This is a genomic window from Bacteroides sp. D2 (assembly GCF_025147085.1).
In the GTDB taxonomy this organism is placed as follows: Bacteria; Bacteroidota; Bacteroidia; order Bacteroidales; family Bacteroidaceae; genus Bacteroides.
Genome location: NZ_CP102261.1, coordinates 5,791,193 through 5,817,182, shown reverse-complemented (window position 1 = coordinate 5,817,182; position 25,990 = coordinate 5,791,193). Strand labels below are relative to the sequence as shown.

Annotated in this window: 19 protein-coding genes; 2 read left to right on the top strand and 17 right to left on the bottom strand. The window is 42.4% G+C overall.

The window, feature by feature from the left end; all coding sequences use genetic code 11:
• Positions 1-474 precede the first annotated feature (474 nt).
• From NQ505_RS21940 to NQ505_RS21860, 17 genes are all read right to left on the bottom strand, one after another.
• Positions 475-2,028, bottom strand: coding sequence for a BT_3987 domain-containing protein (locus NQ505_RS21940; protein WP_004317799.1), 1,554 nt, complete (start codon positions 2,026-2,028; stop codon positions 475-477).
• 27 nt (positions 2,029-2,055) lie between these two features.
• Positions 2,056-3,291: a DUF1735 and LamG domain-containing protein gene (locus tag NQ505_RS21935; RefSeq protein WP_004317800.1), complete on the bottom strand. Its 1,236-nt coding sequence runs from the start codon at positions 3,289-3,291 to the stop codon at positions 2,056-2,058.
• A gap of 14 nt (positions 3,292-3,305) precedes the next feature.
• Positions 3,306-4,340 (bottom strand): glycoside hydrolase family 18, encoded by a 1,035-nt coding sequence (locus NQ505_RS21930; RefSeq protein WP_004325674.1) that lies wholly within the window; start codon positions 4,338-4,340, stop codon positions 3,306-3,308.
• Between the two features lie 24 nt (positions 4,341-4,364).
• The gene (locus NQ505_RS21925) at positions 4,365-5,960 is read right to left on the bottom strand and encodes a RagB/SusD family nutrient uptake outer membrane protein (protein WP_004300183.1); all 1,596 of its coding nucleotides are present in this window, start codon (positions 5,958-5,960) and stop codon (positions 4,365-4,367) included.
• A 4-nt stretch (positions 5,961-5,964) separates the two neighbouring features.
• Positions 5,965-9,303 carry a TonB-dependent receptor gene (locus NQ505_RS21920; protein WP_008999651.1) on the bottom strand — a complete coding sequence of 1,113 codons (3,339 nt, stop codon included), beginning with the start codon at positions 9,301-9,303 and terminating at the stop codon, positions 5,965-5,967.
• A gap of 144 nt (positions 9,304-9,447) precedes the next feature.
• Positions 9,448-10,434, bottom strand: a complete 987-nt coding sequence (locus NQ505_RS21915; protein ID WP_008999652.1) for a FecR family protein — start codon at positions 10,432-10,434, stop codon at positions 9,448-9,450.
• 56 nt (positions 10,435-10,490) lie between these two features.
• Positions 10,491-11,042: an RNA polymerase sigma-70 factor gene (locus tag NQ505_RS21910; protein ID WP_032853651.1), complete on the bottom strand. Its 552-nt coding sequence runs from the start codon at positions 11,040-11,042 to the stop codon at positions 10,491-10,493.
• A gap of 242 nt (positions 11,043-11,284) precedes the next feature.
• Positions 11,285-12,595, bottom strand: a complete 1,311-nt coding sequence (fucP, locus tag NQ505_RS21905; RefSeq protein WP_004300178.1) for an L-fucose:H+ symporter permease — start codon at positions 12,593-12,595, stop codon at positions 11,285-11,287.
• 19 nt (positions 12,596-12,614) lie between these two features.
• Complete coding sequence (locus tag NQ505_RS21900) at positions 12,615-13,007, bottom strand: L-rhamnose mutarotase (protein WP_008999654.1); 393 nt, start codon at positions 13,005-13,007, stop codon at positions 12,615-12,617.
• 6 nt (positions 13,008-13,013) lie between these two features.
• Positions 13,014-14,444 carry a rhamnulokinase gene (locus NQ505_RS21895; RefSeq protein ID WP_008999655.1) on the bottom strand — a complete coding sequence of 477 codons (1,431 nt, stop codon included), beginning with the start codon at positions 14,442-14,444 and terminating at the stop codon, positions 13,014-13,016.
• 17 nt (positions 14,445-14,461) lie between these two features.
• On the bottom strand, positions 14,462-15,100 hold the full coding sequence (locus NQ505_RS21890) for a class II aldolase/adducin family protein (RefSeq protein ID WP_004308079.1): 639 nt from the start codon (positions 15,098-15,100) through the stop codon (positions 14,462-14,464).
• Positions 15,101-15,230: 130 nt separating this feature from the next.
• Positions 15,231-17,006 (bottom strand): L-fucose isomerase, encoded by a 1,776-nt coding sequence (gene fucI, locus NQ505_RS21885; protein WP_008999656.1) that lies wholly within the window; start codon positions 17,004-17,006, stop codon positions 15,231-15,233.
• A 67-nt stretch (positions 17,007-17,073) separates the two neighbouring features.
• Positions 17,074-18,069, bottom strand: a complete 996-nt coding sequence (locus NQ505_RS21880) for a GntR family transcriptional regulator (protein WP_008999657.1) — start codon at positions 18,067-18,069, stop codon at positions 17,074-17,076.
• 177 nt (positions 18,070-18,246) lie between these two features.
• Complete coding sequence (locus tag NQ505_RS21875; protein ID WP_008999658.1) at positions 18,247-18,801, bottom strand: 30S ribosomal protein S16; 555 nt, start codon at positions 18,799-18,801, stop codon at positions 18,247-18,249.
• Positions 18,802-18,907: 106 nt separating this feature from the next.
• On the bottom strand, positions 18,908-20,209 hold the full coding sequence (locus NQ505_RS21870; protein WP_008999659.1) for a Na+/H+ antiporter NhaC family protein: 1,302 nt from the start codon (positions 20,207-20,209) through the stop codon (positions 18,908-18,910).
• A gap of 220 nt (positions 20,210-20,429) precedes the next feature.
• Complete coding sequence (locus NQ505_RS21865; protein WP_008999661.1) at positions 20,430-22,061, bottom strand: GAF domain-containing sensor histidine kinase; 1,632 nt, start codon at positions 22,059-22,061, stop codon at positions 20,430-20,432.
• Positions 22,062-22,558: 497 nt separating this feature from the next.
• Positions 22,559-23,086, bottom strand: a complete 528-nt coding sequence (locus NQ505_RS21860; protein ID WP_008999662.1) for a DJ-1/PfpI family protein — start codon at positions 23,084-23,086, stop codon at positions 22,559-22,561.
• A 166-nt stretch (positions 23,087-23,252) separates the two neighbouring features.
• Between NQ505_RS21860 and NQ505_RS21855 the strand changes: the two genes are divergently transcribed.
• Both NQ505_RS21855 and NQ505_RS21850 read left to right on the top strand, forming a co-directional pair.
• Positions 23,253-23,600: a winged helix-turn-helix transcriptional regulator gene (locus NQ505_RS21855; RefSeq protein ID WP_008999663.1), complete on the top strand. Its 348-nt coding sequence runs from the start codon at positions 23,253-23,255 to the stop codon at positions 23,598-23,600.
• A gap of 268 nt (positions 23,601-23,868) precedes the next feature.
• Complete coding sequence (locus NQ505_RS21850; protein WP_008999665.1) at positions 23,869-25,932, top strand: glycoside hydrolase family 16 protein; 2,064 nt, start codon at positions 23,869-23,871, stop codon at positions 25,930-25,932.
• Positions 25,933-25,990: the final 58 nt, after the last annotated feature.

Genomic DNA, 25,990 nt, shown 5'->3' with positions numbered 1-25,990 from the left:
TATCTATTTCCTCCAAGTGACAATAATTAATAGATCATTTTTTCTGAATATATAATACTAAATAGAGATTCTTTGACGGTGGTGGGCGTATCTTGTATTTGATACTGTAATCTTTTGGGGCTATCAGTATCACAATATGCTTTTTCATATGTAATTCCTAAGGTAAAGTAAACATATTTTCTTTATTGAAATATAGTTTGTTTTTGCGGAGTAAAAGTAATGATTTGGTATAATAAATAAATGATGAGTTATTGGCAAATGGTGTATTGTTATTGTTTGGTGTTGTTTTGTAGGTGATAAGTGTTGTGTTTTTGTATTATTTTAATTGATGATATTTGGTGGAAATAGTGAAACCGGAACTTTAACCAAATAGATGGTTAAAATTCCGGTTATATTATTTTACTGATAATAGGCGCATAAGCTCCTGTTAGTAAGGAAAGGATTTGTTTTTCCTCCCCTGTTTAATTGATAATTCTACATCTCGTAATAGTTTTTATCCCCTTTCATATCCTTGTATTTACCATTATGCAAATAGTTGATGTCCGGTTCATATTTATGGCCTCCTTCCACTCTATAAAAGGCTGCTGCCCCTGCATTTATGTTAGCATGATATGGTGTTGCTTCCAGTGCGTCCGACCAGAAAGGGATATTACGCATTATGTAAAGTTTGCCAAGACCTTTGTCATATAACTTTTCTCGTAACGTTTCCGGATACGATTCGTCATTTTCATAATCGAACGTATATTCGTCGGTGCTGAAACCGCCATATTGAGATTTGTCCAGTCCTGCTATTGGTTTTTCAATCGAGCTATCCTCCCATGGATTCATAATTTTGGTATTTACCCATGTCCAGGCATAATCAATATATTCACCTGCTCTGATACCCGCAGCCTCGGAGGCTAGTGAACCGGCCGGATCACCCGTTATGGTAACTGTAATCAGTTTGGTCTTGCCTAAAGATTCCCGTAGTGCTTTGATGAGCTTCGGATACGAGGTCGCATTGGCAGCCGGATGTCCGTTTATACCATATTCGGCACCTTCGTCCATGAGATTAATGCCATCTACACGGTAGTTGGCGAGCTTCTTGACTTCCGCTACAAAGGCTGTAATCTGCTCATCTGTCAGGTTGCAGAATCCCAAGCCGGTCCCTTCTGCTTTAAGGGTGACGCAACGCTTTATACCATAGCTGGAGAGTGACGACATATTGCTTAACTGCTTTTTGAAATTGGCTGATTGGTTCAGAGTCACTTTTCCATTCGCATATCCCAGTGTTGCGGCATTCACATTAATGATGTCATATAAATAGGCATACCACGACGTTTCCCATAACTCATAATGTCCGGGACCGAATGTTTCATTATCATATAATACCATGATAAATTCTTTGGCAATGGAGGCGTTGACTTTTTCGCCATCAATAAACCCTACCATCTTGTACTTTTTCATATCAGCCTTCATCGGGCTCAACCACGGATAAGTAGAGCGTTTATAATAAATCTTGTAATAGATTTCATTACTATCCCGTGACGGACGAATTCCGCTTTCTTCCGGTAGTTCTACGGTAATAGGGAGCAAAGAATAATCATGCAATGTGCCTAGCGGATTCAGGCGTACCATGATAGTATCCGACATTGTATCTCCTGCCTTAATAGTCATTGCACCATCGTTACTGATGCCCTCAATGCTGATAGTAGACATTTTCCGGTATTCCGTACCGTGTTCTTCATTGTATTTGTCTACTAAGTCGAGGTCGATTTTCATTGTGATTCGGGTGTCCTGTGCCACCGGCTTCACCGTTTGGTAGAAGAATGCAAAATCGGGAGTCTTGGTATTGGTCATGGTGATTTCCAGGTCACTGGTTGTCATATCACATTTTAGCATGCCAAAGTTATTATCTAAAGCCGTCTCGTTAGGTAATTTACCTACGGGAGTGGCAATGGAATTATCTTCGCAGCCTCCTAGCATGCCGGTTACTAATGTAATGGCAGCCATGCAGAGAACATTTTTGAAGTTTATATTTCTTTTCATGTCCATGGTTATCTTTAAAGTGAATGATTACTTGTTGATTTGTGGAATTTCGATTCCCGTCGGCCACACAAGAGGTTCGGCAGATACTGCATCGAATCCGTGTTTCGAATGGTCCTTGACAATGTTTCCCTCACCTTCATTAAATTTCCAGTAAGCAAGCAGGCTTTCTTCGTTTTCAGGATCTTCCACTTTATACATATTCGTCCAGATTTCCTCTTTCGTACGGCAAGTGTTCCAGATACGTATCTCTGCGATGTTACCGTTGAGTTGCCGTAGCTCATCTTCATAAGAGCGTCCTATCTGGAATTCGCAATCCGGCGTTCCACAGATATCCACAGTAGCTCCTTTTCCATAAGAGATATCCTGACTTTGCAGTTGTCCGTTCACATAATAGGCAATAAAATGTTCCTTGGCGTTGTACACCAGCGCTATATGATACCATGTCATTGCATTCAGTGACTTAGCCCTGTCGGCGGCGGGGAATTTGACTCCGTCCGGTCCCTGCATCTGCAACTGTTGGCGTGGGAAACTTGTATCACCTATACGCATTAAGAAATGCTGTTCTACTCCCATGATCGTACTGATATCCGATGCACCGGCCGTATTGCTTGGTCCGCTGTATGTAAAGTCCTCTACATATACCAGTGCTTCCATGGTAATCTGACCTAATTCTTTCAGACAGGCATTTTTCTCTTCGTCGAGGAAAGTAGGCACTTCCAGATAATTGTCTTTCAGGTTGGCGGCTACCGTGATAGCGCTTGAACGGCGCACCAGATAGAACAATGTTTTCGAACCGTTCAATAGATGAACGCCACCCGACGTTTCAGAGATGGTGAGCGGAACCAGATAAGTTTTATCAATCTCCAAATCTAACAGGTTATTAAAATAGATCGTATCAATCAATGATTCACTCTTTTCGGCTTTGATAATCAGTTCGCTGTTCGACAGGCTATAATATTTACTATCCAGCATTCCATAATCAGTCCCGTGCCGGGCATTGAATTCGTTTATCAGTCCGGGATCCGCTTTCAGCTTCACTACGATGTCTTTTCCTGCCGGGTAAGTCAACTTGGCGCTGAAGGCACGTTTCTGTTCATTCAGCGTATTTCGGAAAGTCACTCTTTCTGAATTGCTGTTACTGGCTTCCTTGATATAGACCATGTTGTCGAATGGTGCTTTATTACTGTAATCCGTATTGTCACAGGCAATCATCAGTCCGCAGATGATTGCAGCCAGAGAGATGATTATTTTATATCGTTTCATAGTTCCTCCTTTCATTAATTAATCGGTGATGGGTTCAGTTTTTGGATAGCATCACGTATACGGCGGTAGTTAGTCACCCCATCGGTGGCGAGATAATCTTCATTGGCATTGTAGATAGAAACTCCTGCCAGCGGACCATTGTTACCCAGTCCTGTGATGAAATGATTGATGATGTAGGCCATCCCTTCCGAGGTTTGTATAACATCCAAATCTTCCCGGCTGATGATACCGGTTTTACCGTCATCGGTCGGAGGAGTGGCTGTCGTTATCACTTTCTCTTTGGGCATTTTTCCATAGAAACCTACAGGTTGGCTCATATTCAGTTTTATTTCGAGTGAGCTTTCAAGCAACACAATTTGCCCATCCACGAAATAGTCTACCAAATCGATGAACGGCTCTTCGTATCTTCCGCTATAATCCACTGTAAATGTGACGATGCCATCAAAGAAAACCAACTTTCCATTATTAGCTTTCGGACCGCCGATAGCGGCAAGTTTTTCCCGGATAGCCGTCGTTACCTCATTGAAGAAATCGACATGCATCATACTTCCGGCACGACCAAACTGCACATAATAACCGTCAAATTCATCACTCTCCCCGTTTTTCAATGCCGCATTCATTTTCGTTTTGAATTCTTCCAGGTTTTCTGTCTCTTCGCATTGGTCGTAGAATTCGGATAAATTCTTGTAATAGAGAAATTTGGTGCCGGTTCGTTTGAGTTTGGATATGTCTTCCTTATCATATACGGACAGATTATCAGCGTTGGTCAGCACCACAAAATCTACGCTATCGGGCAAGGAACGCAAGAAATCCTGTTCGCCCAATGTCGTACCCGGATTGTTGGCAAAACGTATTAACATTAACGTATGCTTCCGGTTTTTGTATTCTTTCAGACTTTGCTCGTATTTTTCATACAAGCTGTGGTCTTGTTCGTCGGGAAATATAGGGTTGTAATCAACCGGTGTCGGTTCTGTCCAGTCGCTACAGGCAACGAACATCAGTGAGCAGGCTACGGTCAATATGACACTTATGAATGAATTCTGTTTCATTGTATCTTGGGTTTAAGTTCCACATTATTTTACATTCGGATTGCAGTCCCACCATAAGCGGGTAGCGCCATTATCTTCTCCATTGAGCTTTCGCAGGGCACCAAGCATATTTTCCGCATTCAGCTGATATTCTTCGGCAGGATAGGAGAGACGTCGTATTCCCAGTGTCAGGTTAGTGATTCCCACTCCCTTGTTGTCCATTATCGGAAGGAATTTAGGATACCCTGTGCGGCGATGTTCGCACCAGGCTTCAATGCCCAGAGGAAACATGGCAATCCATTTTTGAGTAATGATACGTTCCAGGTTTTCTTCGAAACGGGTATTCTCCTTGTCCTCGTTCCAGGCAATGGTGATGCTGCTCGGAGATTGGGCGCTGTATGTACCTCTCGGGTCTTTGTAAGCCCCCGGCACCAATGCTTTATTCTGGGAGTATCCGCTTGCTCCGCTTGCGCCCCATTGCTCAAAGGAAAGGGTGATCGCCTTCTCATATAGCTGTTGGGCATCTCCGCTCATTGCCCATCCCCGCAGGGCACCTTCGGCGCGAAGGAACGTGACCTCGGCGGCAGTCATCCACATATACGTATCATTGGCAGTCATCAAACGGTTGGAATAGGTTTGTATCAACTCGTCGTCCGTCACTTTGGAAGGAAGAATACCAATGCGTAGCCCATAGTAATCGGTATCATCCTGATACTTTCCCTGGGTGAAGTATTTTTCCAGACGCGGATCGTTATATCCCTGCATATAGGAAACGATTTCCGCAGCTATCCGGTAATCCTTCCAATCATTGAAACAGAGAGCCGAACGATTCTCCTCCACATGCAGTTGTGCGTTGTCCTCGTTGTTCTCTATCACACCTGCGGCTACGGCTTTCTCGGCTATTTCCCTGGCCAGTTCCGGTTTCACATAAACGATACGCATGGCCATGCGAAGCTGTAACGAGTGAAGGTATTTATACCATTTCCGCACATCTCCATAATAAAGATTATCCAGTTTCTTAAATCCTTCCGCACTTAGACCGAGATTCTCCTTCAGAGCTTCATCTGCTTCTTCCAATTCCTTGAACATAGCCACATAAACCTCCTCTTGAGAATCATAAGGAGCACTAAGGCCGTCACCTTCCGTTTTATCTCCCAATACTTTGGTATAGGGAATCGGTCCGAACATATCCGTAGACCGGTGCATGATAGCGACTCGCAGAATCTTGGCGAATGCCAGTGCGACGGGGTCATTGGTACGGTTGATAATATCCCGGTAGGAAGGATACATTTCCGAGATAGGATCGGAGAACGAAGCCTTCAACCAGTCCGATTTGGGATTATAAGTCGAGTATTTTTCAGTCCAACCCACACGCGTCTCTCCAAAATAACGCCCGTAGGCTCCTCCGCACATCGCTTCCACAAATTGATAAAGATGCTCTTGTGTGGGGACCACCAATGCTTCCATGCTCTTTAGAGACGAACCGATGATATGGTTTTCGCGCATCAGTTCATCCTGCGTTGTCTCGTAAGGATTACGATTGATATCCATATCGATACAACTTCCCGTCCATAGCATCAGCGTTAGCAGGTATGCCAGTCGGAGGGTTGCTTTTCTGTATTCTTTCATTTGAGTATTCATAGTTTTAGAAGTTAATCTTTACATTAAAACCAAAATTGCGTGTACTGGGCATCATGAAGTAGTCGATTCCCTGATAGAAATTGCTTGTTGTGGCAATCGCTTCCGGGTCGAAAGGTGCTTTGCAATAAATCATCCACAGGTTACGTCCCACTACAGAGACGTTGATGTCGCAGATATTACCCAACCATTTGCAGGGGATGGTGTATCCGATGTGAGCTTCCTGCAAACGCAGATTTGTAGCGCTATACGTATAATATTGCGGCAGCCCGCTTGAGGTAGCTACAATCTCGTAATACTGCTGTGCGTTCACCCAGCTACGTCCGTTGACGAGTACTCCGCCACGGTCACGGGCGGCAGCAGATGCTTCGGATACGCCATATTGGTCGAGAGCAGCCTGTGTGGCTGAATAAACAATACCTCCCAGGCGGGCGCTTAATTGGAATCCCGCATAAATACCTTTGTAAGAAAAGCTGTTGTTCCATGCCAGGTTTGCTTTAGGAAATACGCTGCCTAATTTGATGTCAGGTAGATTATCCGTTTTGGCGACATCCCCATTTTTGTCTATCTGGATATAGCCTTTATCGTCACGTATGAAGTCGGCATTCGTGTACAGGTCTCCCAGTGTGCCTCCTTCTTTCAGGATAAATTTGGTATATCCCAGTCCTTTTAGTTCAAGGCGGTCTTTGTTGACGATTTCTCCGGTTTCGGGATGCACATAGTCCTTAACCAACTCCACAATTTTGTTTTTATTCCAGGAGAAAGTGAAGTTACTGTTCCATCCGAAGTCGCGCCATGTATGTCCGTAAGAGAGTAGCCCCTCGACACCGAGATTGCGTACATAACCGGTTTGCACATAAAGAGTCGAATAGCCGGAAGACACGGTGATTTTCGGGTCGAATGTCTGGTTATAGGTATTGGCATAGTAGAATGAACCACTGACTTTGAAATCCTTGAAGAAAGTTCCGTCCACACCTATTTCCCAGGAGTCGGTACGTTCCGGTTTCAGTTTGCCGATAGGATAATGGGTTTTGGCGTTCCAGTCCTGTTTGGTAGGGTCATAGCTGTAAGTCGGTTGTACCAGAAAACGCGGGTAGGGGGTACCCACAGAACTGAATGACCCGCGTACTTTCAGGTAATCAATCGCTTTGGGTAATGTCACCATTTCGCTGATTACTGCCGAAAGACCTACCGATGGATAGAAGAAAGAAGTAGGATTCGAGCCTTTCAACTGGGAAGCCCAGTCGTTACGTCCGGTCAACGTCAGGTACAGCATGCTTTTCCATCCTATTTCCGCACTGGCAAAAATAGATTGCGTCATTTCTTCCCAACCCTCCTGTGTTGCCCGTTTCTTGGCATTGTCCAAATCAAATACATTGAATACGTTGGGCACTCCCGTGTCGCGAATCGGACCACCGTAACCCAGTAAATCACTGGAGTTGTCGCTCAATGAAGTACCGGCATTGACTACTACCGTGAAGTCGTCAATGCGTTTATTGATATTCACCATGAAGTCGGCATACGTCTGTGTCTCGTTCACCTTTTGGATGGTGTAATGTCCCTGGGTACTGCCTTCGGTCAGTGTAGAGATCGTACTTGCGTATAGCTTTTGCTGATAAGTATTGTCGGTGTTGTCCACGCGGATACGTGCCGATACATTCAGCCAGTCCAAAATGTCGTATGTCAGTCCGGCATTCAGCATATAACGCTTTTTCTCATTCGTGCGGACGTTCCGGTAAGCAATCCAGTAAGGATTCTGCATACGCAAATCCCCTTCACCTTGCGGCCAGTAAGCCACATTGATTTTACGTGCTTCGTCATAACGTTCGAAGGCTTTTACTAGAGAAAAGTCATCGCCCCGTGGAAACAGGTAAGCCGAAACCAATGGATTGGAATAAACTCCCTGATTGGTCATGTTGCGGTCATTTTGTATGATATAACTGGCTCCTACATCCAATTTCATCTTGTCATTCAGGAAATGAGTCGTATTGCGAAATGTGAAATTATATCGGTTGTACCTATTGTTCGGAATCATCCCTTCTGAATTGACTGCTGCGGCAGAAAAGAACGTTTGGTTCTTGTCCGTACCTGTCGAGAGGGTGATGGAGTTGCTGTAAGCCGCTCCCGTATCAAAGAAGTCGGTGGGTTCATATCCTGTTTGGTTGGCCGGATTCAGTTTAGGCCCCCAACTTAATATGGGAGAACCTTCCGCATCGCCCCGTGTACCGGTTCCATACCGATTCTGAAACTTGGGCAATACAAATGGGTTCATAAATTCCATGCTGCTTGAGAAAGTAGCTGACAGTTTTCCTATCTGTCCCCGCTTGGTAGTCACTACAATAGCGCCGTTGGCAGCGTTGCTGCCATACATTGCGGCTGCTGCCGCACCTGTCAGGAAAGAGATGCTTTCAATATCGTCGGGATTAATATCCGCAATGGCTTCCGTAGCACCTTTGGAGTCAAATTCAGTACCGCCTCCACCGCCGAAGTTATACATCGGAATACCGTCAATGACGTATAGCGCATTACTGCTCTGCTCGATAGACTTTGTACCACGCATCACCACTTTACTGGCACCTCCCACACCGGAAGAAGAAGCATTAATGACAACGCCGGCAGCCTTTCCGCTCAAACTGTTGATAAAGTTGGCGTCTTTTATTTCCGGCATCTTGTCTGCTCCGATTTGCTGGACGTTGTAGCTCAATGCTTTTTGTTCGCGTTTGATGCCGAGAGCAGTTACTACAACTTCCGATAGCTGTTGCGTATCGGCTGTCAGTTGAATGCGGTAATTATTCTGGTTGGTGACTTTAATGCTTCCTGAAGTATAACCGATATAAGTAAATGTCAGTGTATTTCCGGTGGAAGCTTCGATCAGGAAGTTCCCGTCGATGTCTGTGATAGATCCGGCGGCAGTGCCTTCCACTTTGATGTTCACTCCGATCAAGGGATCGTTGTTTTCATCAACTACCTTACCGGTGATCTTTTTGGTCGGGTTGCTTTCTTTCTTTTGTTCCGGAATAATCATGATATATTTCTCTTTCAGTTGATAGGTGAAACCTGTACCTTTGAGAATTTGAGCGAGCGCATTTTCCAACGAAGCCGCCTCTATATTGAGGGTGATGGCCGGTTTGTTTTTCAGTTGGGAATCGTTGTAGCCTACGGACATACCGGATTGTTTTTCAACTTCTTTCAGTGCTTCAATCACAGATATACTATTCTTTTTAATAGTGATTTTAGCGCCATTTTGTGCAAGGGAAACTGTTGTGGCGAGCATCAAACAGAAAAAAAGCATAAAACTTCTTCCCTTTGTCTTCTTGTCTACTATAAATTTATAAATTTGTAGCATTTTCTTAGTATTAGGTTATTGACTAAATTATTTCGAGGTAATTTGTAGAGTAAACTCTAATATTGGGAATTCAGATTTCATATCCGGGACGGAGTGAGGCCTCTGTTCCGGGTATTTTTTTGCATGGCATATAAGGTTAAAAAGTTATATTCTTGTCAGATAGCACTTGTCTTCTACTATTCTATAGTCCATTTGTCCGACCACGTTCACGATGATTTCCATCACTTCTTCGAGTGGTGCGTTGTCCTTGAAACGAAAACTGAACCTGTCGTTTTTGAGGTTCTTGATACTATATACAAAGGTATAAGGATATTTTCGCTCCAATACGTTGATGATGTCCGTCAGCGTCATCTTTTGCAGAACCAGTTCTCCGCGTTGCCAGGCTGTCACATCGTCCATATCCGGATTGGAGAGATCATATTTCTTATTGTTTCTGTTATAGGCAAACTGTTCGTTGGGATGGAGAATGACACTTGTTGTCAGATTGTTATAATCTACACGGATACTGCCTGAAATGAGAGTGGTTGCTATTTCCTGGCTTTCAGGGTAGGCAGATACATTAAATTCCGTACCTAACGCAGTAATCTGTAAATCATTGGATTTCACGATAAACGGACGTTTCTTGTCCGGCTTAACCTTGAAGTTGGCTTCGCCTAACAGGAATACACTACGACTATCTCCGGTAAACTCCTGCGGATATAAAAGTGTACTTTTCGAGTTGAGTTGCACTTTTGTTCCATCGGGCAGCGTCAAACTTCTCATTTCTGCTATCGGGATATATTGCTGTAACAAGTCGGTTTCCGCTTTTGCGCCTACAGTCGATAGATAGACCGAAGAGGCAAGCAGGAGGAATAAGATAGCAGCTGCGGATTGCCATATATGTATTGGGCGAATTCTTCTCTCTTTGGGTACGGTTGGAATACCTTCCTGTTTTTTCAGGCGCTCGTAAGACTTCTGCATTCCTTTCACGTTTTTTTGCCGTTGCGCTTTGTTCCACAGCTCTCTCAAAGCATCTTCTTTCTGGGATGCATGATCCTCATCTACCAGCCATTGATAGAATTCATTTTGAGTAGCTTCCGGATAGTTATTGCCGGTAAATAATATCAGTATTTTCTGAAAAAAGTTCCTCATTTGCGCTGTTCTTTTTAGTGGTTACACTATTAGCACAATCGAAAATGGGGGATTACTTAAAAGAAACACAGGAAAAATGCAATAAAAATAGTTTTTTTTATTTCGAGCAGGGTCAGATAGATTTGGTGTTCCACAGTTCGTACGGAAATATTGAGTGCTTGTGCTATCTCCATATTACTCATATTGTTGATGCGGCTCATTTCAAAAACTTTTCTGCGGCGTTCGGGAAGGCGGTCGAGAATTAGACGGATGATTAATAGTGCTTCTTTATAATAGATAGGGTCGAGAGTATCTTCGGATTTTAGTAAGTCTTCGATTAGATATTTCTGCGATAATTGTTCCTGATAGAATTGTTCCAGTCTTTTGCGTTTGATGAAATTGAAAGTTGTGTTTTTAGTCATGGCGTAGATATACTGGTCTATGTCTTTGTTTTCCAGCCAGACCTCCGGTTGTGTCCATAATTTAGCGAACACATCCTGAATGATATCTTCTGCGTCCTCTTCAGATTTGAGCAAGTTTATAGCGAAATATTTAACAGCGGAATAGTGCGTGGTAAATATAATTTCGAATTGGCGGGCTAGATGAATAGGGTCTTGGTTTTGGCTCATAGGTTTATCAGGTCTGTTGGTATGAGACAAATGTATGTAAATAATTTAACAATACTAAGAAGCCAAGATTAGTATGCGAAAAAGGAAACTAAAAAAACGACTTCAAGTTCTGTGTTTTTATGAACTCTTAACTGTGAAAAGGAAAAAAATAGTGACGCTATCCAGTAGGGATGGCGTCACTATTCGAGTGAGATGGTGACGGTATACCAATGTGATACCGTCACTATTTTTAGATATGTATTTTACCAGTTTCTTTTCACTGTGCGGTAACCGTAGCCGATAATTACGAGAAAACAGATGAACGGAAGAATAAATGAAACATTGACAGCCGGTAACCACGCTATTTGTTCCAAATCGATGATGCTCGCCTGTAGCGGTGGAAGAACAGAACCTCCCAGGATAGCCATGATGAGGCCGGCAGCTCCGAACTTCGCATCATCTCCCATACCTTTCAAGGCAATACCGTAGATGGTAGGGAACATCAATGACATACAAGCCGATACTGCTACCAGACAATACATTCCGAAGATATTTTGAAGGAAGATTACACCTAAAGTGAAAATACCTCCAAAGATAGCAAGAATCATCAGCAATTTACCCGCATTGAGATAGCGCAGAATGAACGTACAGATAAAACGGCTAATACAGAATATCACCATTGCTATGATATTATATTGTTGAGATAGTACTTCCGCACTTTTCTCGTCCATACCTTGTGACATGAACAAGCGTGTTCCATACTGAATGATGAAAGTCCAGCACATAATTTGTGCACCTACATAGAAAAATTGGGCAATCACACCTTCACGATAACGCGTTTGGGTGAAAATACGTTTCAGTGTAGGGAAGAAGTCTATTCTATGATTCTGATCTCCATTCTTAGGCATCTTGACGAATCGTATCAGAAGCAACATGGCTACGATAATCAGTCCGATAATGAGATAAGGAGCAATCAGGACGCTAAGGTCGCTTTCTTTGATTGCTTGAAATTCGCTGTCGTTAAGCAATGCGCGGTCTTCGGTACACATCGGATGCAATTTCGCTTGAATGAACTGCATGGCTACATACATTCCGAGAAGTGACCCCATCGGGTTGAAAGACTGTGCAAGGTTCAATCGCCGGGTAGCTGTTTCTTCCGTTCCCATGGAAAGAATATACGGATTGCAGCTTGTTTCGAGGAAAGATAATCCGCAGGTCAGAATAAAATAAGCAATCAGAAACGGATAGTACTCACCTGTCATTTTGGCGGGGAAGAATAAGAAGGCTCCGAAAGCATACATACCCAGTCCTAACAAAACACCTGCTTTGTAGGAATATTTGCGGATGAAGATGGCAGCCGGGAAAGCCATTGCAAAGTAGCCTCCATAGAAGGCAACCTGTACCAATGCCCCGTCGGTGGCACTCATCCGGAAGATTTTAGAGAATGCCTTTACCATCGGATTGGTAATGTCATTGGCAAATCCCCATAACGCAAAACAGGAGGTAATGAGAATAAAAGGTATAAGATAACTGATGCCATCTTTCGAAATGATGGACTGCTTGGTGTGTTTCATGGTTGTTTCTGGTATTTTTTTAAGTATTATACAAATGGAACATTCTTTCCATCGGTTTCCATTTCTCGGCGGAACTCATTCCGGGTGCGGCTTGTTGGAAGATAGCCATATATTCTTCCCACTCCTGTTGGCGGGGAAGGGTGTTCAGGCGTTCCATTGCCTTGTCCCAGTCAAAATCAAGGGGAGTTTCGACGATCATAAACAGTCGGGTTCCCAGGATATAAATTTCCATTTCCAGGATGCCAACTTCCCGGATACCGGCAAGAATTTCCGGCCATGCTTCCGCCTGGCTATGTCTTTTCCGATATTCGGCGATTAGTTCCGGAGAATCGCGTAAATCAAGGGTTTGGCAATATCGTTTGACGGGAACGTCATAAGATTGAACCTGATAACCGGTTTTAGATGTTTCCATATACTTTTATTTTTTAGGATAATATACTTGTGGTGTAACGCTGCGAGTGACAATTTCCCGCAATTCACGAAGATTGGCAATTTCTCCTTTAGCCATTGCCTGCGTTAGAATGTTTCCCATTGCAGTGGCTTCCACCGGACCTGCATAAACAGGAATACCGAGTTCGTCAGCTGTCAGTTGGTTGAGCAACTTATTTTGTGATCCTCCTCCGATGATATTTAACTGACGGATTGGAGCGGGGAGGCAACGGTTGAGCTGTTCCACAGCCAGCCGATATCTGAAAGCTAATGACTGGAGCACACATCGTACAGTCTCTGCCTTGTTTTGGGGAATTTGCAAAGCATGATTCCGGCAATAATGAATAAGCGTGTTCTCCATATTTTCCGGATTCATGAATATGGCGTCGTCTACAGGGATGATTGTATCAATCTCGGCTTCGGCTGCTTGCGGGATGATTATATCATAATTTTGTTCCTCGCCACACGCTTTCCACTCGCTCATCAAGCGTTGCAGAATCCATAATCCTGTTATATTCTGGAGGAAACGGATTTTGCCGTCTACACCTCCTTCATTGGTGAATTGAGCTTTTCTTGCTTCTTCCGTCAATATGGGTTCGTCCACTTCAACTCCCAGTAGCGACCAGGTGCCGGAACTAAGGAAAGCGATGGGACTTTCTGCAGCAGGAACAGCGGCTACGGCACTGGCTGTATCGTGTGAACCTACGGCAATAACGTCTACGGCACCCAGTCCAGTTTCGCGTGCGATATCTTCTTTCAGAGTGCCTCTGATTGTTCCGGGAAGAATGATTTTACCGAACAGATGTTCGGGAAGACCTAAGCTATGTATGGTATCGAATGACCAGTTGCGTGATTTGGCGTTGAGTAATTCAGAGGTGGAGGCGATACAATATTCATTATTGGCTACCCCTGTCAGGAAATAACTGAAGAGATCGGGCATGAATAAAAGTTGCCGGGCAACTTCCAACTGTGCATCTTGATTTTGCTTCATGCTGTAAAGTTGAAACAGCGTATTGATAGGCATCACCTGAATACCGGTTTCGGCATAATGTCGATGTTCATCCATGCACTTGAATACTTCTGCCGGCATTCCCTCCGTTCTTGCATCCCGGTAACAGACTGGATTTCCTAACAAGTTTCCATGTTTGTCAATCAGTCCGAAATCCACTCCCCAAGTGTCAATACCAATCCCTTTTACGGCATATCCTTTTTGTGCAGCCAGTTTTAGTCCGGTTTTCATATCTTCGAACAGAGCCGGAAAGTCCCAGTAAATATGATTGCCTAGTTTGACCTGCCGGTTGGAGAAGCGGTATATCTCTTCCAATTCCAGCCTGCCGTTGAGAAGAAAGCCGGCGATGATTCGCCCGCTGCCGCCTCCGAAGTCTGCTGCTAAATAAGTGTGTTTGATGGTATCTTTCATGGTAATATGCCTGGATATTAGTTGGTTTTCTTTCCTAATACGTAGATTTCCAGGTCTTCAATTTCTGCCGGTGTGAGCACTGAATAATCACCGCCGGATTGAACAATGATGCGGCAAGCCATTTCGAAAAAAGTAGCCCGTTCATATACTTGGTCGAAGTCTTTTCCGCACACCACTTGTCCGTGGTTGGTCAGTAAAACCGAGTTATGCTTTTGCATGGCTTCTACCACGGCTTTCGCCAGTTCCGGTGAGCCGGGACGATAATACGGAATCACAGGTATTTCCGAACCTACATGGCAAGGAATTTCTGCTGTTACGTTGAAATTTGCCGGCTTGTTCTTCATGCAGGAGACAGCGGTGGCATATTCCGATTGGAAATGGAGAACGACATTGACGTCCGGACGTTCACGGAGAATCCCCAAATGGAATGTACTTTCCATAGAGGGTTTTACACCATTGGCAGGAATGCCGCTGGCAATATGGCAGATTGAAACCTTTTCTTTGCCAAGTGTGGGAACCCAGGAACCCGTACCGGAAATCAATGCTTCTTCGCCGATTCTCCAGGAAAGGTTACCGCTGCTGCAAAGCATTAACTTTGCATCCCCGTAACGATGTGCTTGTGCAATGAACTGTTCAATATGTTCGTTAGTAATCATAGTGTTACTTATTTAAGTCGCTGTAGGGGGGCGGGGCTATCCCGACATTTGTTATGTGTCGGGTGGGGGACCCCGTCCCTACGAACGGCAAAGTTAAAATATTTATTTATACAGGACGGAAAAAACTTGTTTATTTATAAATAGGACCATAAGTTGCACAAGCTCTGTAATCTGATCCTTCTTTGTCCATGCCGAAAGCATTCCAGGCAGCCGGGCGGAACATCTGATCTTCTTCTACATTGTGCATGCATACCGGGATGCGGAGCATGGAAGCAAGAGTGATTAAGTCCTGGCCGATGTGTCCATAGCTGATGGCGCCATGATTGGCTCCCCAGTTATTCATGACTGAATATACATCTTTGAAAGCCGGTTTATCACACAAGCGCGGTACAAACCAGGTGGTAGGCCATGTCGGGTCTGTACGCATATTGAGTTTCTGATGGATTTCCGGATCGATTTCCACTGTCCATCCTTCTGCAATTTGCAGGACAGGGCCTAAGCCTTTAATCAGGTTCAGACGCATCATGGTTACAGGCATTCCACCTTTTGACAGGAAGTTGGACGAGAAGCCGCCACCACGGAAGTAGTCACGATCTGCCGGATACCAAGTTGTTGCCTGGAGACAGTTCTCTACATCAGCGTCCGTCAGATTCCAAGGTTCTTTCATAACCGGATTATCTTTTGCATCTAATGATTGGCCGGAACCGTCGAGAGTCGTTGCACCGGAATTGATAAGGTGGATGATACCGTTGGCTGCCGCACCGCTCAACTCTTTGCCGGTTACACGTTTTACAGCTTCAGGGCTCCAGTATGTACGTACGTCGGAGAATATTTGTGCGCGGTTGGTCAATAGATGTCCGAACAGCATGGCTACACCGTTGCAAGCATCATTTTCGGTAGCTACCACAAATGCTTCACGGATGCCGTTCCAGTCGAAAGAAGTATTGAGTAGAGCTTCCGGATAGTCACCGTTAGGATAGAAGTCCGTCCATTGACGTTGTCCCTGGAAACCGGCTGCGATAGCATTGTGTCCCAAAGCTTCTTCCTTGAATCCCATTTCTTTCAGTTTGGGGTTTCCGGTCATCAGGTCGCGCATGATAATTGTCATCTTTACAATGAATTCCCAGTCTGCATCTTTCTGCTCACGGGTTTTACGCTTTTCAGGACGGTTCTTAAAGTCTTCACCTTCGTTGGTCTTGCAATGTTTTTCAGTCCACGCCATTGCCTTGGCATATTCTTCGTGGTCATAGATGCCTTCATCCATCCGACGGATGATTTCTGTGAGGTCTATTGATTCATTACGCATCCCCAGATATTCCTGGAAGAAATCAGGATTGACGATAGAACCGGCAATACCCATGGATACACTACCCATTGACAGGTAAGATTTGCCTCTCATGGTAGCTACTGCCTGTGCAGCGCGTGCAAAACGAAGAATCTTTTCCGATACATCTTCAGGGATTGTATTATCGTCCAGATCCTGAACATCACGTCCGTAGATACCGAATGCAGGAAGACCTTTTTGTGCATGTCCTGCCAATACCGCTGCCAAATATACAGCCCCCGGACGTTCTGTACCGTTAAATCCCCAAACAGCTTTCGGATAATGAGGATTCATATCCATTGTTTCTGCGCCGTAGCACCAGCAGGAAGTAACGGTAATAGTAGAACCTACTCCTTCTCTTTCAAACTTTTCCGCACAGGCGGCACTTTCGGCTACGCGTCCGATAGTACTATCGGCAATGACACATTCTACCGGGCTGCCATCACCATTTTTCAGGTTACTGCTGATTAACTCGGCTACTGCTTTAGCCAGATTCATTGTTTTTTCTTCAAGGCTTTCGCGAACGCCACCTTGGCGACCATCGATTGTGGGACGAATCCCGATTTTCGGATACTTTTTCATGGTTTCTATCTATTAAAGGATTAATTAATGTCTGTGCTGAACTGTGCTGACGATGTTGCAAAAAAAATTAAAGCGACTTTCGAAGCCTTACTTCCGTCGGCAAGAATTTTTGTACCGGTACATTATTGAGAACGAAGTTGGCTGCTTCATTTCCCATCATTTCCCAATCAATACTCAATGAGGTTATTCCTTCGTCAATCACTTCGTAAGAAGGAATATCATTGTATGCCAACAGGCCGAAATCCTTTCCGCATTTCAGTCCTTCCAATCTGCCTTGCTTCACTACTTTTACTACATCTTGTTGCTTGATAGCTATGTAGGCAACTCCCTTGCGTATTGTCAGGTTCTCGATGTCCTCCTGAACCTCACAGAGAAATCCCTGTTCTTGACAGAAACGGGTGAAATATTCCTTGCTGCTTTGAGGGTGTTTCAGGCTTTTCGGAAACAGAAAAACAAGTTGGTGATAGTTTTTCAGTCTTTCCCTAAGCAAATGCAATGCCTGATAGAAAGATTCATCGAAATCCTGGCAGATATATGAATACTTCTCTTTTTCGAATTTGCCGAAATCAAGAAGTAGCAATTTAGTGGGATTAATTTTATTGAGAACTGTGCTGAATTTCTCGTTATCGAAATTCATCACGATGTATTTGTTGTATTTTCCTATGGATTCCCGGAGGATGGTGTTGAACAGCCGTTCGTTGTATTGATGAAACAATAAGTCTACCTTATAATTAATAGGCAGGTGTCTGACGAAACTGTTGTATAAAGCTTCTTTGAAAGGAGTGTATTGGTCGAGCAGTAATAAAACATTGGTCACCTGGCTCGTCACGTAATATCCTTTTCCAGGAGTGGAGTCGATCAGCCCTCGTTCGCGTAAATCAAGGAAAGCCTTGAAAACGGTGTCGCGTGATACTCCGTATTGAGCACTCAACTGATTGATGGAAGGCAAAGAATCTCCTTCAAGAAATTCTTTCCTGGAGATTGCCTGGCTAAGTGCATCCGCTAGTTGCGTAACCTTGCTCGACTGTTGTCCGAATGTTGCCTTTTTATCAGTTCGTTTCATGCTGTAAAAATGAGTAATACTGTGCTGAACTATGCTGATGCAAAGAAAGACATTTTATTCTGAAAGAGAATAATTATTTGCTATGTTTTATAGCATAAAGTAATAAAAAAATCCCCTCCGGCGAACCGGAGAGGATTATAGCTTTTTCCTAATTTCTTATTCGGAATCTGCTGAATTTTATTCAGCAGCAGCTTCTGTTGCAGGAGCTTCTTCAGCCGGAGCTGCGGCAGCTTCTTCTGCAGGTGCTTCAGCAGCAGCTTTTTCAGCAGCTTCAGCAGCTTTCTTTTCAGCGAGTGCTTTTGCTTTCACTTCGTTGATCTTCTTTTCTGCTTCCAGACGTGCTTTAGCTTCAGCTTTCTTAGCTTCGTCTTGTTTAGCTTTCAAAGTAGCCAAACCTGACTGTTTGTTGTTTTTCCAAGCTTCGAATTTAGCTTCTGCTTCTGCTTCTCCGAATGCGCCTTTTGCTACACCGCCCAGAAGATGTTTCTTCATGTAAACTCCTTCACGAGAAAGGATGTTACGTACAGTGTCACTTGGTTGTGCACCTTTCAGTACCCATGCCAATGCAGCGTCGAAATTCAAATCTACTGTAGCAGGATCGGTATTTGGGTTATAAGTACCAATCTTCTCAATAAATTTACCATCACGTGGTGCTCTGCTGTCTGCAATTACAATTGAATAGAACGCGTAACTTTTACGTCCGTGTCTCTGCAATCTGATTCTAGTTGCCATTTTAAATAATTGTTTTTAATGATTGATTTGAATTATACTATTATCTCGTAATAGCGGGCACAAAGATACGGCTTTTCTTTTGATTGACAAACATTTCGCATCTTTTTTACGAATACCGTTTCGGATAGCGGAACAAAATTGCTAGCAGGGCGCATGCTCCCATTGTAAACGGATAGTAGAGATTTCCGATGATACTGATGGGGGAGATACTGGCAAGTCCCGCTGCAATCAGCATCTGCGCTCCGTATGGAATAATCCCTTGTATCAGGCAGGAGAAAGTATCGAGGATACTGGCTGTTTTTCTTCGGTCGAGATGGAATTTCACGGCAATATCTTTGGCAATCGGTCCTGTTGTTATAATGGCAATTGTGTTGTTGGCTGTACATAAGTTGGCGATACTTACCAGGGCGGCAATGCTTAGTTCGGCTCCTCTTTTACCATTGACGTGGCGGGTGAGTTTCCGGATAATGAAATCGATACCACCGTTATAACGGATGGTTTCGAGCATCCCTCCGGCCAATAGAGTGATAATAATCAGTTCTCCCATTCCTGTAATTCCCGTTCCCATGGCACCAAACCAGTCGAAAATTCCAAAGCTGCCGGTCGCGATGCCAATGATGCCACTTGTCAATATACCTATTATGAGTACGAGCATCACGTTCATTCCGGCGATGGCTGTTCCTAATACTATTATATAAGGTATAACTTTGATCCATTCGATGGTCTGTGTTTGGGTGGGGGCTGTAATGGACAATCCCTGAAATATGTAAATTCCCAATACAATGATGGCTGCCGGGACGACAATCATAGAATTTACCCGGAATTTATCGCGCATTACACATTCCTGGGTTTTGGTCGAAGCGATGGTGGTGTCGGAGATAAAAGATAAGTTGTCTCCGAAAAAAGAACCGCCTACTACGACGGCTACCATAAAGGGGAGAGCTATTTCAGTTTTTTCTGCTAGTCCTACGGCAACGGGAGTAAGGGCGACGATAGTTCCTACGCTGGTTCCGATAGATAAAGAGATGAAACAGGCAGCAATGAAGATGCCTGCCAATAGCAGATTATCCGGAAGAATCTGTAGTGTCAGGTTAACGGTGGCATCAATTGCTCCCATTTGTTTCGCACTATGAGCAAAGGCTCCGGCAAGAATGAATATCCATACCATCAGGAGGATATTTTTATTGGCGGCTCCTACCGAGAATTGATAGATACGCTGATCCAGTTTCAAGCCGCGTGTAATGGCGATGGCATAACAGGAAGAGACAAGGAAAGCCACTGTAATAGGCACTTTATAAAAGTCGTTGACGAGAATAGAAGTTACCAGATAGAGGCAGAGGAATACGAGTAACGGACTCAATGCCCACCAGTTTCCGGGACGGTCTTTATGTATTTTTTCTTCAGTCATAAATAGACGTTGGGGTATTTGTTTTATTCTAAAATCAAAATAGCGGTGCAAAAGTAATGTTTTTTGTAGGAAGTGGCAAAAATGAAGCAGCCTTACTCATAATTTATGGGTTGCAGCATAATAATCCCCTTGTTTTTAACCTTAATATATTACCATATAAGGAAGAACAAGGAGAGACTTGAAAAGGTTTCAATCTATCAGATTTTCAACTTTATTCTTTTTATTTAGAGATGATTTCTTTTGTTTTTTCTCTTTGATTTAAGCGCAGTGGATGTGTAAACCAAAAACGACTGCCGTTTCCCATTTCGGATTCGACACCAATAGTGCCGCCGAGATGTTCAATGATACTTCTGCAAATAGATAGGCCTAAGCCTGTACCTTTTGAGAAAGAGTTGAGCTTTACAAATCGGTCGAATACCTGATTTACTTTATCGGGAGCAATCCCCATGCCTGTGTCCGTAACAGCAAATTCTATTTCATTGCTCTCTGCTTTATAGTGATATTCCAATACAATCTGCCCTTCATTCGTAAATTTGAGAGCATTATTTATGAAATTGGTAATAACCTGCATTAAACGCTTTTTATCTGTATAAATATAATATTCAGGTAAATCCGGAGCCAACAGAACAGGTACAGGTTTGTCTTCTTTTATATCGTAATTGCGTATTATATCTTCACAGAAGCTTTTGATGCCCAAATGATCCATGGTGAAGTCGAGTGTTCCGGCCTCTATTTTTGACAAATCGAGAATATCAGATATCAGCTGCAAAAGAAGTTCCGTGTTTTCCTGCATAATGTCGACATAATCTTGGCGTTCCTTTTTATTATCCGATTCGACCAACAGACTTGCAAAGCCGACAATTGCATTTAGCGGAGTGCGGATTTCATGACTCATATTAGCTAGAAAAGCTGATTTTAAGCGGTCCAGGTTTTCTGCTTTTTCTTTGGCTACTCTTAGTTCCTCTTCAATAGTTTTTTGATGGTTGATATCGACACTGGTTATCACATGCGCTATTTGCCCGTCAATCCAGGCGAATGCTGCACTGAATACCCGGAACCAACATTTGTCAAACGGGCGTTGATAATCCCAGGAGTAGACTTTGGTAGGTTGTCCATTTTCGTCAATTAAATGTTTTTTAGGACAGAACTCACATTCTCCGGTTTTATCTTTATAAAGAGCTTGCCAGCATTTTTTTCCTTCAAAATGTTCGATGCCTCCGTAAGGAGCAGCCATCGATTCATTGGCATATAACATATCATGAGAATCGAAAGAATTTACATATATGTCAACTCCCATATTATTCATAATGCTGCTTAATGTCTTGCTTGCCCGCACTTCTCTTTCTTTATATTCCCGTACTGCTATTTCTTTAGAGAGTGATCCTAAAATGAGGTGAATCACTTGTAGTTCTTCATCAGTGAAAGATATTACATGTTCTTTGTCTGCAAATCCGATAAATCCGATGATTTTTCCTTCGGAGTCTTGAATTTGCCGGATCAGTAGAGAATTGACTCTATAAAAATCAATGATGTCCACATCATCCCACGAAGCCTTTTGGGTTCTGCAAGCATAAAAAGGTTTGTTTTTGCCATTTGCGTGGGCAACATGTTGACTGCTCATTTCACTGATTTCAAAACGCTGGCGCAGGATATTGTCTTCATTTCCAACAGTTTCCTTTAAATAGAAGTAGCGAAATCCATCAGTTTGATAAATGAATCCTCTTTTAAAGCCATAGTATTCGCAAATATCGGTAAGTGATTCTGTGATTTTTTTCTCGATAGAGTCACAACTATTCAATCTTTCTAAAAAATGAAGTAAAAATGCATTGTAATTCTCTCTCTCTTTGATCATATTGTTTTTGGCATCTTGTTTGGTTATATAGGCTCGAAAGGAGTATGCTGTTTATCTCTTTCAAATCTTCAAGCTGCTAATATACGGATTTAAAGAAAATGATGAATATTGTTTTTGTTTTTTTATAATGTTCCGTTTTTCTTTTTCTTGGTACGAAAAGAGAATGTGATAAATGATACTTCCCATGGAATTTAATAAACTAACAGCAATCATTAGAGAAATAAAGAGGTAAACTTGTGTAGATTTATTGAATTAAATAATGTTTGAGGAAGTTAGTCAGTCTTTGATTTTTTTGAATTCGTAAATGGTTGATTATTAATGCGTAATAAATGTGCTTTTTTCCTTTTAAACCAACGGGTCGTTCCTTTAAAAGAAACGACCCGTTGCACACCGAGAAACACGCCGTTTCTTTTAAAGGAACATGCTTCTCCATATTGGGATGCGTAGATTGATATAGTAATGTTTATATTTATTGTTCTACATCTACGTTGCCGACATTATTTTAATGCTTCGATTACCTGCGGCATCATTGTCCAAATGGTGTTTTCATCTTGAGCAGTGAAAAAGTTACCATCTATCTCTGATTTCTCATCAGTAGCTGTTCCGTTTTGAATAGCTGGTTTAGCTAATGGGTGAACTGCTACTTTCTTCCCTTTGGTTATACCTGTAAAATCAAACATCATTGCACCGGCACAATGTCCGATTATCATTTTCCCTTTATCTCCAAACGTTTTAATGACTTGCATCAAATCTACATTAAAAGGTTTATTGGCATTCTGCTGAAATACAGGTACTGCATCGCCACAAGAGAAAACGAGTGCCTCAAATTCATCTTCATGTCCCTTCAAATTAGCAATTACATCATCTACTGTCAAGCTGATTCCTGAATTTGTTTTAATCTCCTTCGTATTCGATACGGCAAATACTTTATATGAAATGCCATTCTCGAAAAATGCTTCCAAATATTGGAATAACCCACAACCATTTACCGGATTCACTGCTAAAACTGCCACTTTCTTTGCCATAATCATAATTATTTAAATGAAACAATAGTTATTATTAGTAAGTTTATTACTTTTGTGATGCAAATGTATCTTTCTTGTTTGAGAAATGCAAGAACGTACTTGAAAATAAGGAAGTTACATAGAGGTAACTATTGCTGAAACTCAATAAAATACAAAACGTTAAAGAATGAAAAATTTTCATCCGACGGGAAATTGTCCGATAAGAGATGTGCTTAGCCGCTTGGGAGACAAGTGGTCGATGCTGGTGCTTATTACATTGAATGCCAATGGTACGATGCGTTTTAGTGATATTCATAAAACGATAGAAGATGTCTCTCAAAGAATGTTGACTGTTACATTGCGTACTTTGGAATCAGATGGATTGGTTGAACGGAAAGTGTATGCAGAAGTACCTCCCCGTGTGGAGTATTGCCTGACAGATACAGGCGGTACATTGATTCCTCATATTGAAGGACTGGTGGGATGGGCTTTGGAGAATATGGAAACTATCCTGAAACATAGAAACAATAATTGATTCGTAAAAGATTGATTGAGAACATTGATTTAGGGTAGCCCTCTTCTTTTTTTATTTATGTATTCAGAGAAAAATAGCGAAAAAATACCTCATGACGGAAAAAGCCTTTTTTTTGAATATTTCTTTCCCGCGTTATAGCCTGATCTTTCCCATATTTACACCGCAATTGCAACACAACGATTCAAGTTGTGGACTATTACAATTAAAAACAATCATTTATTATTAGAATTGCTGGTTTCAGCGGATTCAAAACTTAAATTATTACACAATGAAAAACAGATTTTTTATTGTAGCACTAATAGTGCTGTTCTTTTGTGGATGCAGTGATAATGATGATACTGTAGTAAATAACAGTATTGATGAGTTGGGAAACTTGGAAAACGGTTTAGTATTCTTGCCCCGTTATGAGGATGGAAAAGCTTCTATTGAATATCGGGCGGAAGATGGTGAATTTTATATCACGGCAAATTTTAAAACATTATCTGCCCGACTCGCAGAACGGATAGCAGACGAGTGGAATCAAGCAACGGGTGACAAGAATGTGACTGCTGATTATACAGAAGTGCAAACACGTACTACCAGTGTTTCTTCTTTAGAGGTGACAAAGGTTGTTTCCTCTAATGAGACGGAGGGATTAATTACTATTGAAATGAAACTTCCACTTGAGGCTTTGTTAAAACCTTTTTTCTTTTCCGTTTCAGCCAAAGCGGGAAATACTTTATTGATGTCTGCTTATGTGCCGGTTTATAAGGATGATTTGGACAAACAACTTGCTTATGTGCCCGATCCCCGTCCTATTCCGGCTATAAAAGATGGTTTGTATTATACATGGGGGGATGAATTCAATATTGATGGTTCTGTGAACGAAGAGCTTTGGACTTTTGAAGAAGGCTTTAAGCGGGGAAATGAGCCACAGAACTATGTGAAAGGAATAGACAATGCTATCGTTGTGGATGGACGGCTTTTGATTACTGCGAAAAAAGAAAGACGTAAGAATCCGAATTATGATCCAACTTCCGGAGATTATAGAATGAACTGGGAGTATGGAGAATATACTTCGGCTAGTATGAATGGAAATCAGAAACGTTTTTTCTTGTTTGGACGTACCGAGGTGCGGGCTAAAATAGATCCTTCCAGTGGATCTTTCCCTGCTATCTGGACTTGTGGAAATAATAAGGAGTGGCCTTTAAACGGAGAAATTGATATAATGGAGTTCTATATACATAATGGTGAGCAATCTTTGACCAGTAATTTTGCAGCAGGTAAGAAACAGCCATGGGAGGCTATCTGGAACTCGCGATGGACACCTCTTTCTTATTATGAACTTAAAGATCCTGATTGGATTAAAAAGTATCATGTATATCGTATGGATTGGGATGAAAAAGAGATCAAGTTATATGTGGATGATGAATTGAGGAATAGTATAAAAGTTGAAGAGTTCCTGAATGAAGATGGTAGTATTGTTTTTCACAATCCTCAATATATGTGGCTCAATCTGGCTTTGAAAGATCAAGGTAGAGGAATAGACCTGAGTGAAACTAAAAATATACAGTTCGAAGTGGATTATTTCAGATTGTATCAGAAAGTGATTGACCATCAGAAGCCTTCTAAAGTTACAAATTTTACTGCAAAATCTAAAGATGGATTGGTGAATTTAAGTTGGAAACCTTCTATAGATACGGGCGGTGCGGGATTGTTGCGTTATGATCTTTATAGAGGAGGCATCGGTAGTGGTTATTTTATTGGGTCAACAACTACTACAAGTTTTACGGAGGTAGAAGTTGCTCCGGGAGCGGAAATGACTTATTATATTCAAGCGTTGGACGGAGTGGGAAATTATTCGGATGTGAATGAAGTAACAGTGAGACCAGAAGGAGGAGGTGGACTTCATGAAGGTAATTTAGTACCTGATGGGACTATGGAAAGTTTGCCGATAGAACTTGATCAATCTCTACCAGGTTTTGATGGTTCATGGGGAAATGCTAGTTGGGGTAGTTTACGTGTTCTCACTGGCGGTTATTGGGGTAAATATATTCAGATAACCGGTGGCAATGGTGAATTGCAGTTCCCGGTTACTTGGACGCCAAATACGACTTATGTACTCCGTGCTAAAATTAAAACTACTGGAAGTGGTTTTGAGTTTGGTTTAGGTAAAGTCAAAGTTGGTGATAGTTCTTTGGCACTTTCGATACCTAATACGAGGGGTGAGTGGATTCAATTTGAACAGGAATTTATGGCTGAAACTGCTTCCACAGGAAATTGTTCACTTCATAACTGGTCTTCAAATACTGTAGTACAAATGGATAATTGGGAATTATATGAAAAAGAATAAGTAATTTGAGATGGAATCAGTCAGATAATATTCCATCGTAAGGTTATTAAGGAAAAGC

Bases quoted from the DNA above. Each gene is read 5' to 3' on its own strand.
- NQ505_RS21940 (WP_004317799.1), bottom strand. From the start codon at position 2,028: ATGAAAAGAAATATAAACTTCAAAAATGTTCTCTGCATGGCTGCCATT.
- NQ505_RS21935 (WP_004317800.1), bottom strand. From the start codon at position 3,291: ATGAAACGATATAAAATAATCATCTCTCTGGCTGCAATCATCTGCGGA.
- NQ505_RS21930 (WP_004325674.1), bottom strand. From the start codon at position 4,340: ATGAAACAGAATTCATTCATAAGTGTCATATTGACCGTAGCCTGCTCA.
- NQ505_RS21925 (WP_004300183.1), bottom strand. From the start codon at position 5,960: ATGAATACTCAAATGAAAGAATACAGAAAAGCAACCCTCCGACTGGCA.
- NQ505_RS21920 (WP_008999651.1), bottom strand. From the start codon at position 9,303: ATGCTACAAATTTATAAATTTATAGTAGACAAGAAGACAAAGGGAAGA.
- NQ505_RS21915 (WP_008999652.1), bottom strand. From the start codon at position 10,434: ATGAGGAACTTTTTTCAGAAAATACTGATATTATTTACCGGCAATAAC.
- NQ505_RS21910 (WP_032853651.1), bottom strand. From the start codon at position 11,042: ATGAGCCAAAACCAAGACCCTATTCATCTAGCCCGCCAATTCGAAATT.
- fucP (WP_004300178.1), bottom strand. From the start codon at position 12,595: ATGAAACACACCAAGCAGTCCATCATTTCGAAAGATGGCATCAGTTAT.
- NQ505_RS21900 (WP_008999654.1), bottom strand. From the start codon at position 13,007: ATGGAAACATCTAAAACCGGTTATCAGGTTCAATCTTATGACGTTCCC.
- NQ505_RS21895 (WP_008999655.1), bottom strand. From the start codon at position 14,444: ATGAAAGATACCATCAAACACACTTATTTAGCAGCAGACTTCGGAGGC.
- NQ505_RS21890 (WP_004308079.1), bottom strand. From the start codon at position 15,100: ATGATTACTAACGAACATATTGAACAGTTCATTGCACAAGCACATCGT.
- fucI (WP_008999656.1), bottom strand. From the start codon at position 17,006: ATGAAAAAGTATCCGAAAATCGGGATTCGTCCCACAATCGATGGTCGC.
- NQ505_RS21880 (WP_008999657.1), bottom strand. From the start codon at position 18,069: ATGAAACGAACTGATAAAAAGGCAACATTCGGACAACAGTCGAGCAAG.
- NQ505_RS21875 (WP_008999658.1), bottom strand. From the start codon at position 18,801: ATGGCAACTAGAATCAGATTGCAGAGACACGGACGTAAAAGTTACGCG.
- NQ505_RS21870 (WP_008999659.1), bottom strand. From the start codon at position 20,209: ATGACTGAAGAAAAAATACATAAAGACCGTCCCGGAAACTGGTGGGCA.
- NQ505_RS21865 (WP_008999661.1), bottom strand. From the start codon at position 22,061: ATGATCAAAGAGAGAGAGAATTACAATGCATTTTTACTTCATTTTTTA.
- NQ505_RS21860 (WP_008999662.1), bottom strand. From the start codon at position 23,086: ATGGCAAAGAAAGTGGCAGTTTTAGCAGTGAATCCGGTAAATGGTTGT.
- NQ505_RS21855 (WP_008999663.1), top strand. From the start codon at position 23,253: ATGAAAAATTTTCATCCGACGGGAAATTGTCCGATAAGAGATGTGCTT.
- NQ505_RS21850 (WP_008999665.1), top strand. From the start codon at position 23,869: ATGAAAAACAGATTTTTTATTGTAGCACTAATAGTGCTGTTCTTTTGT.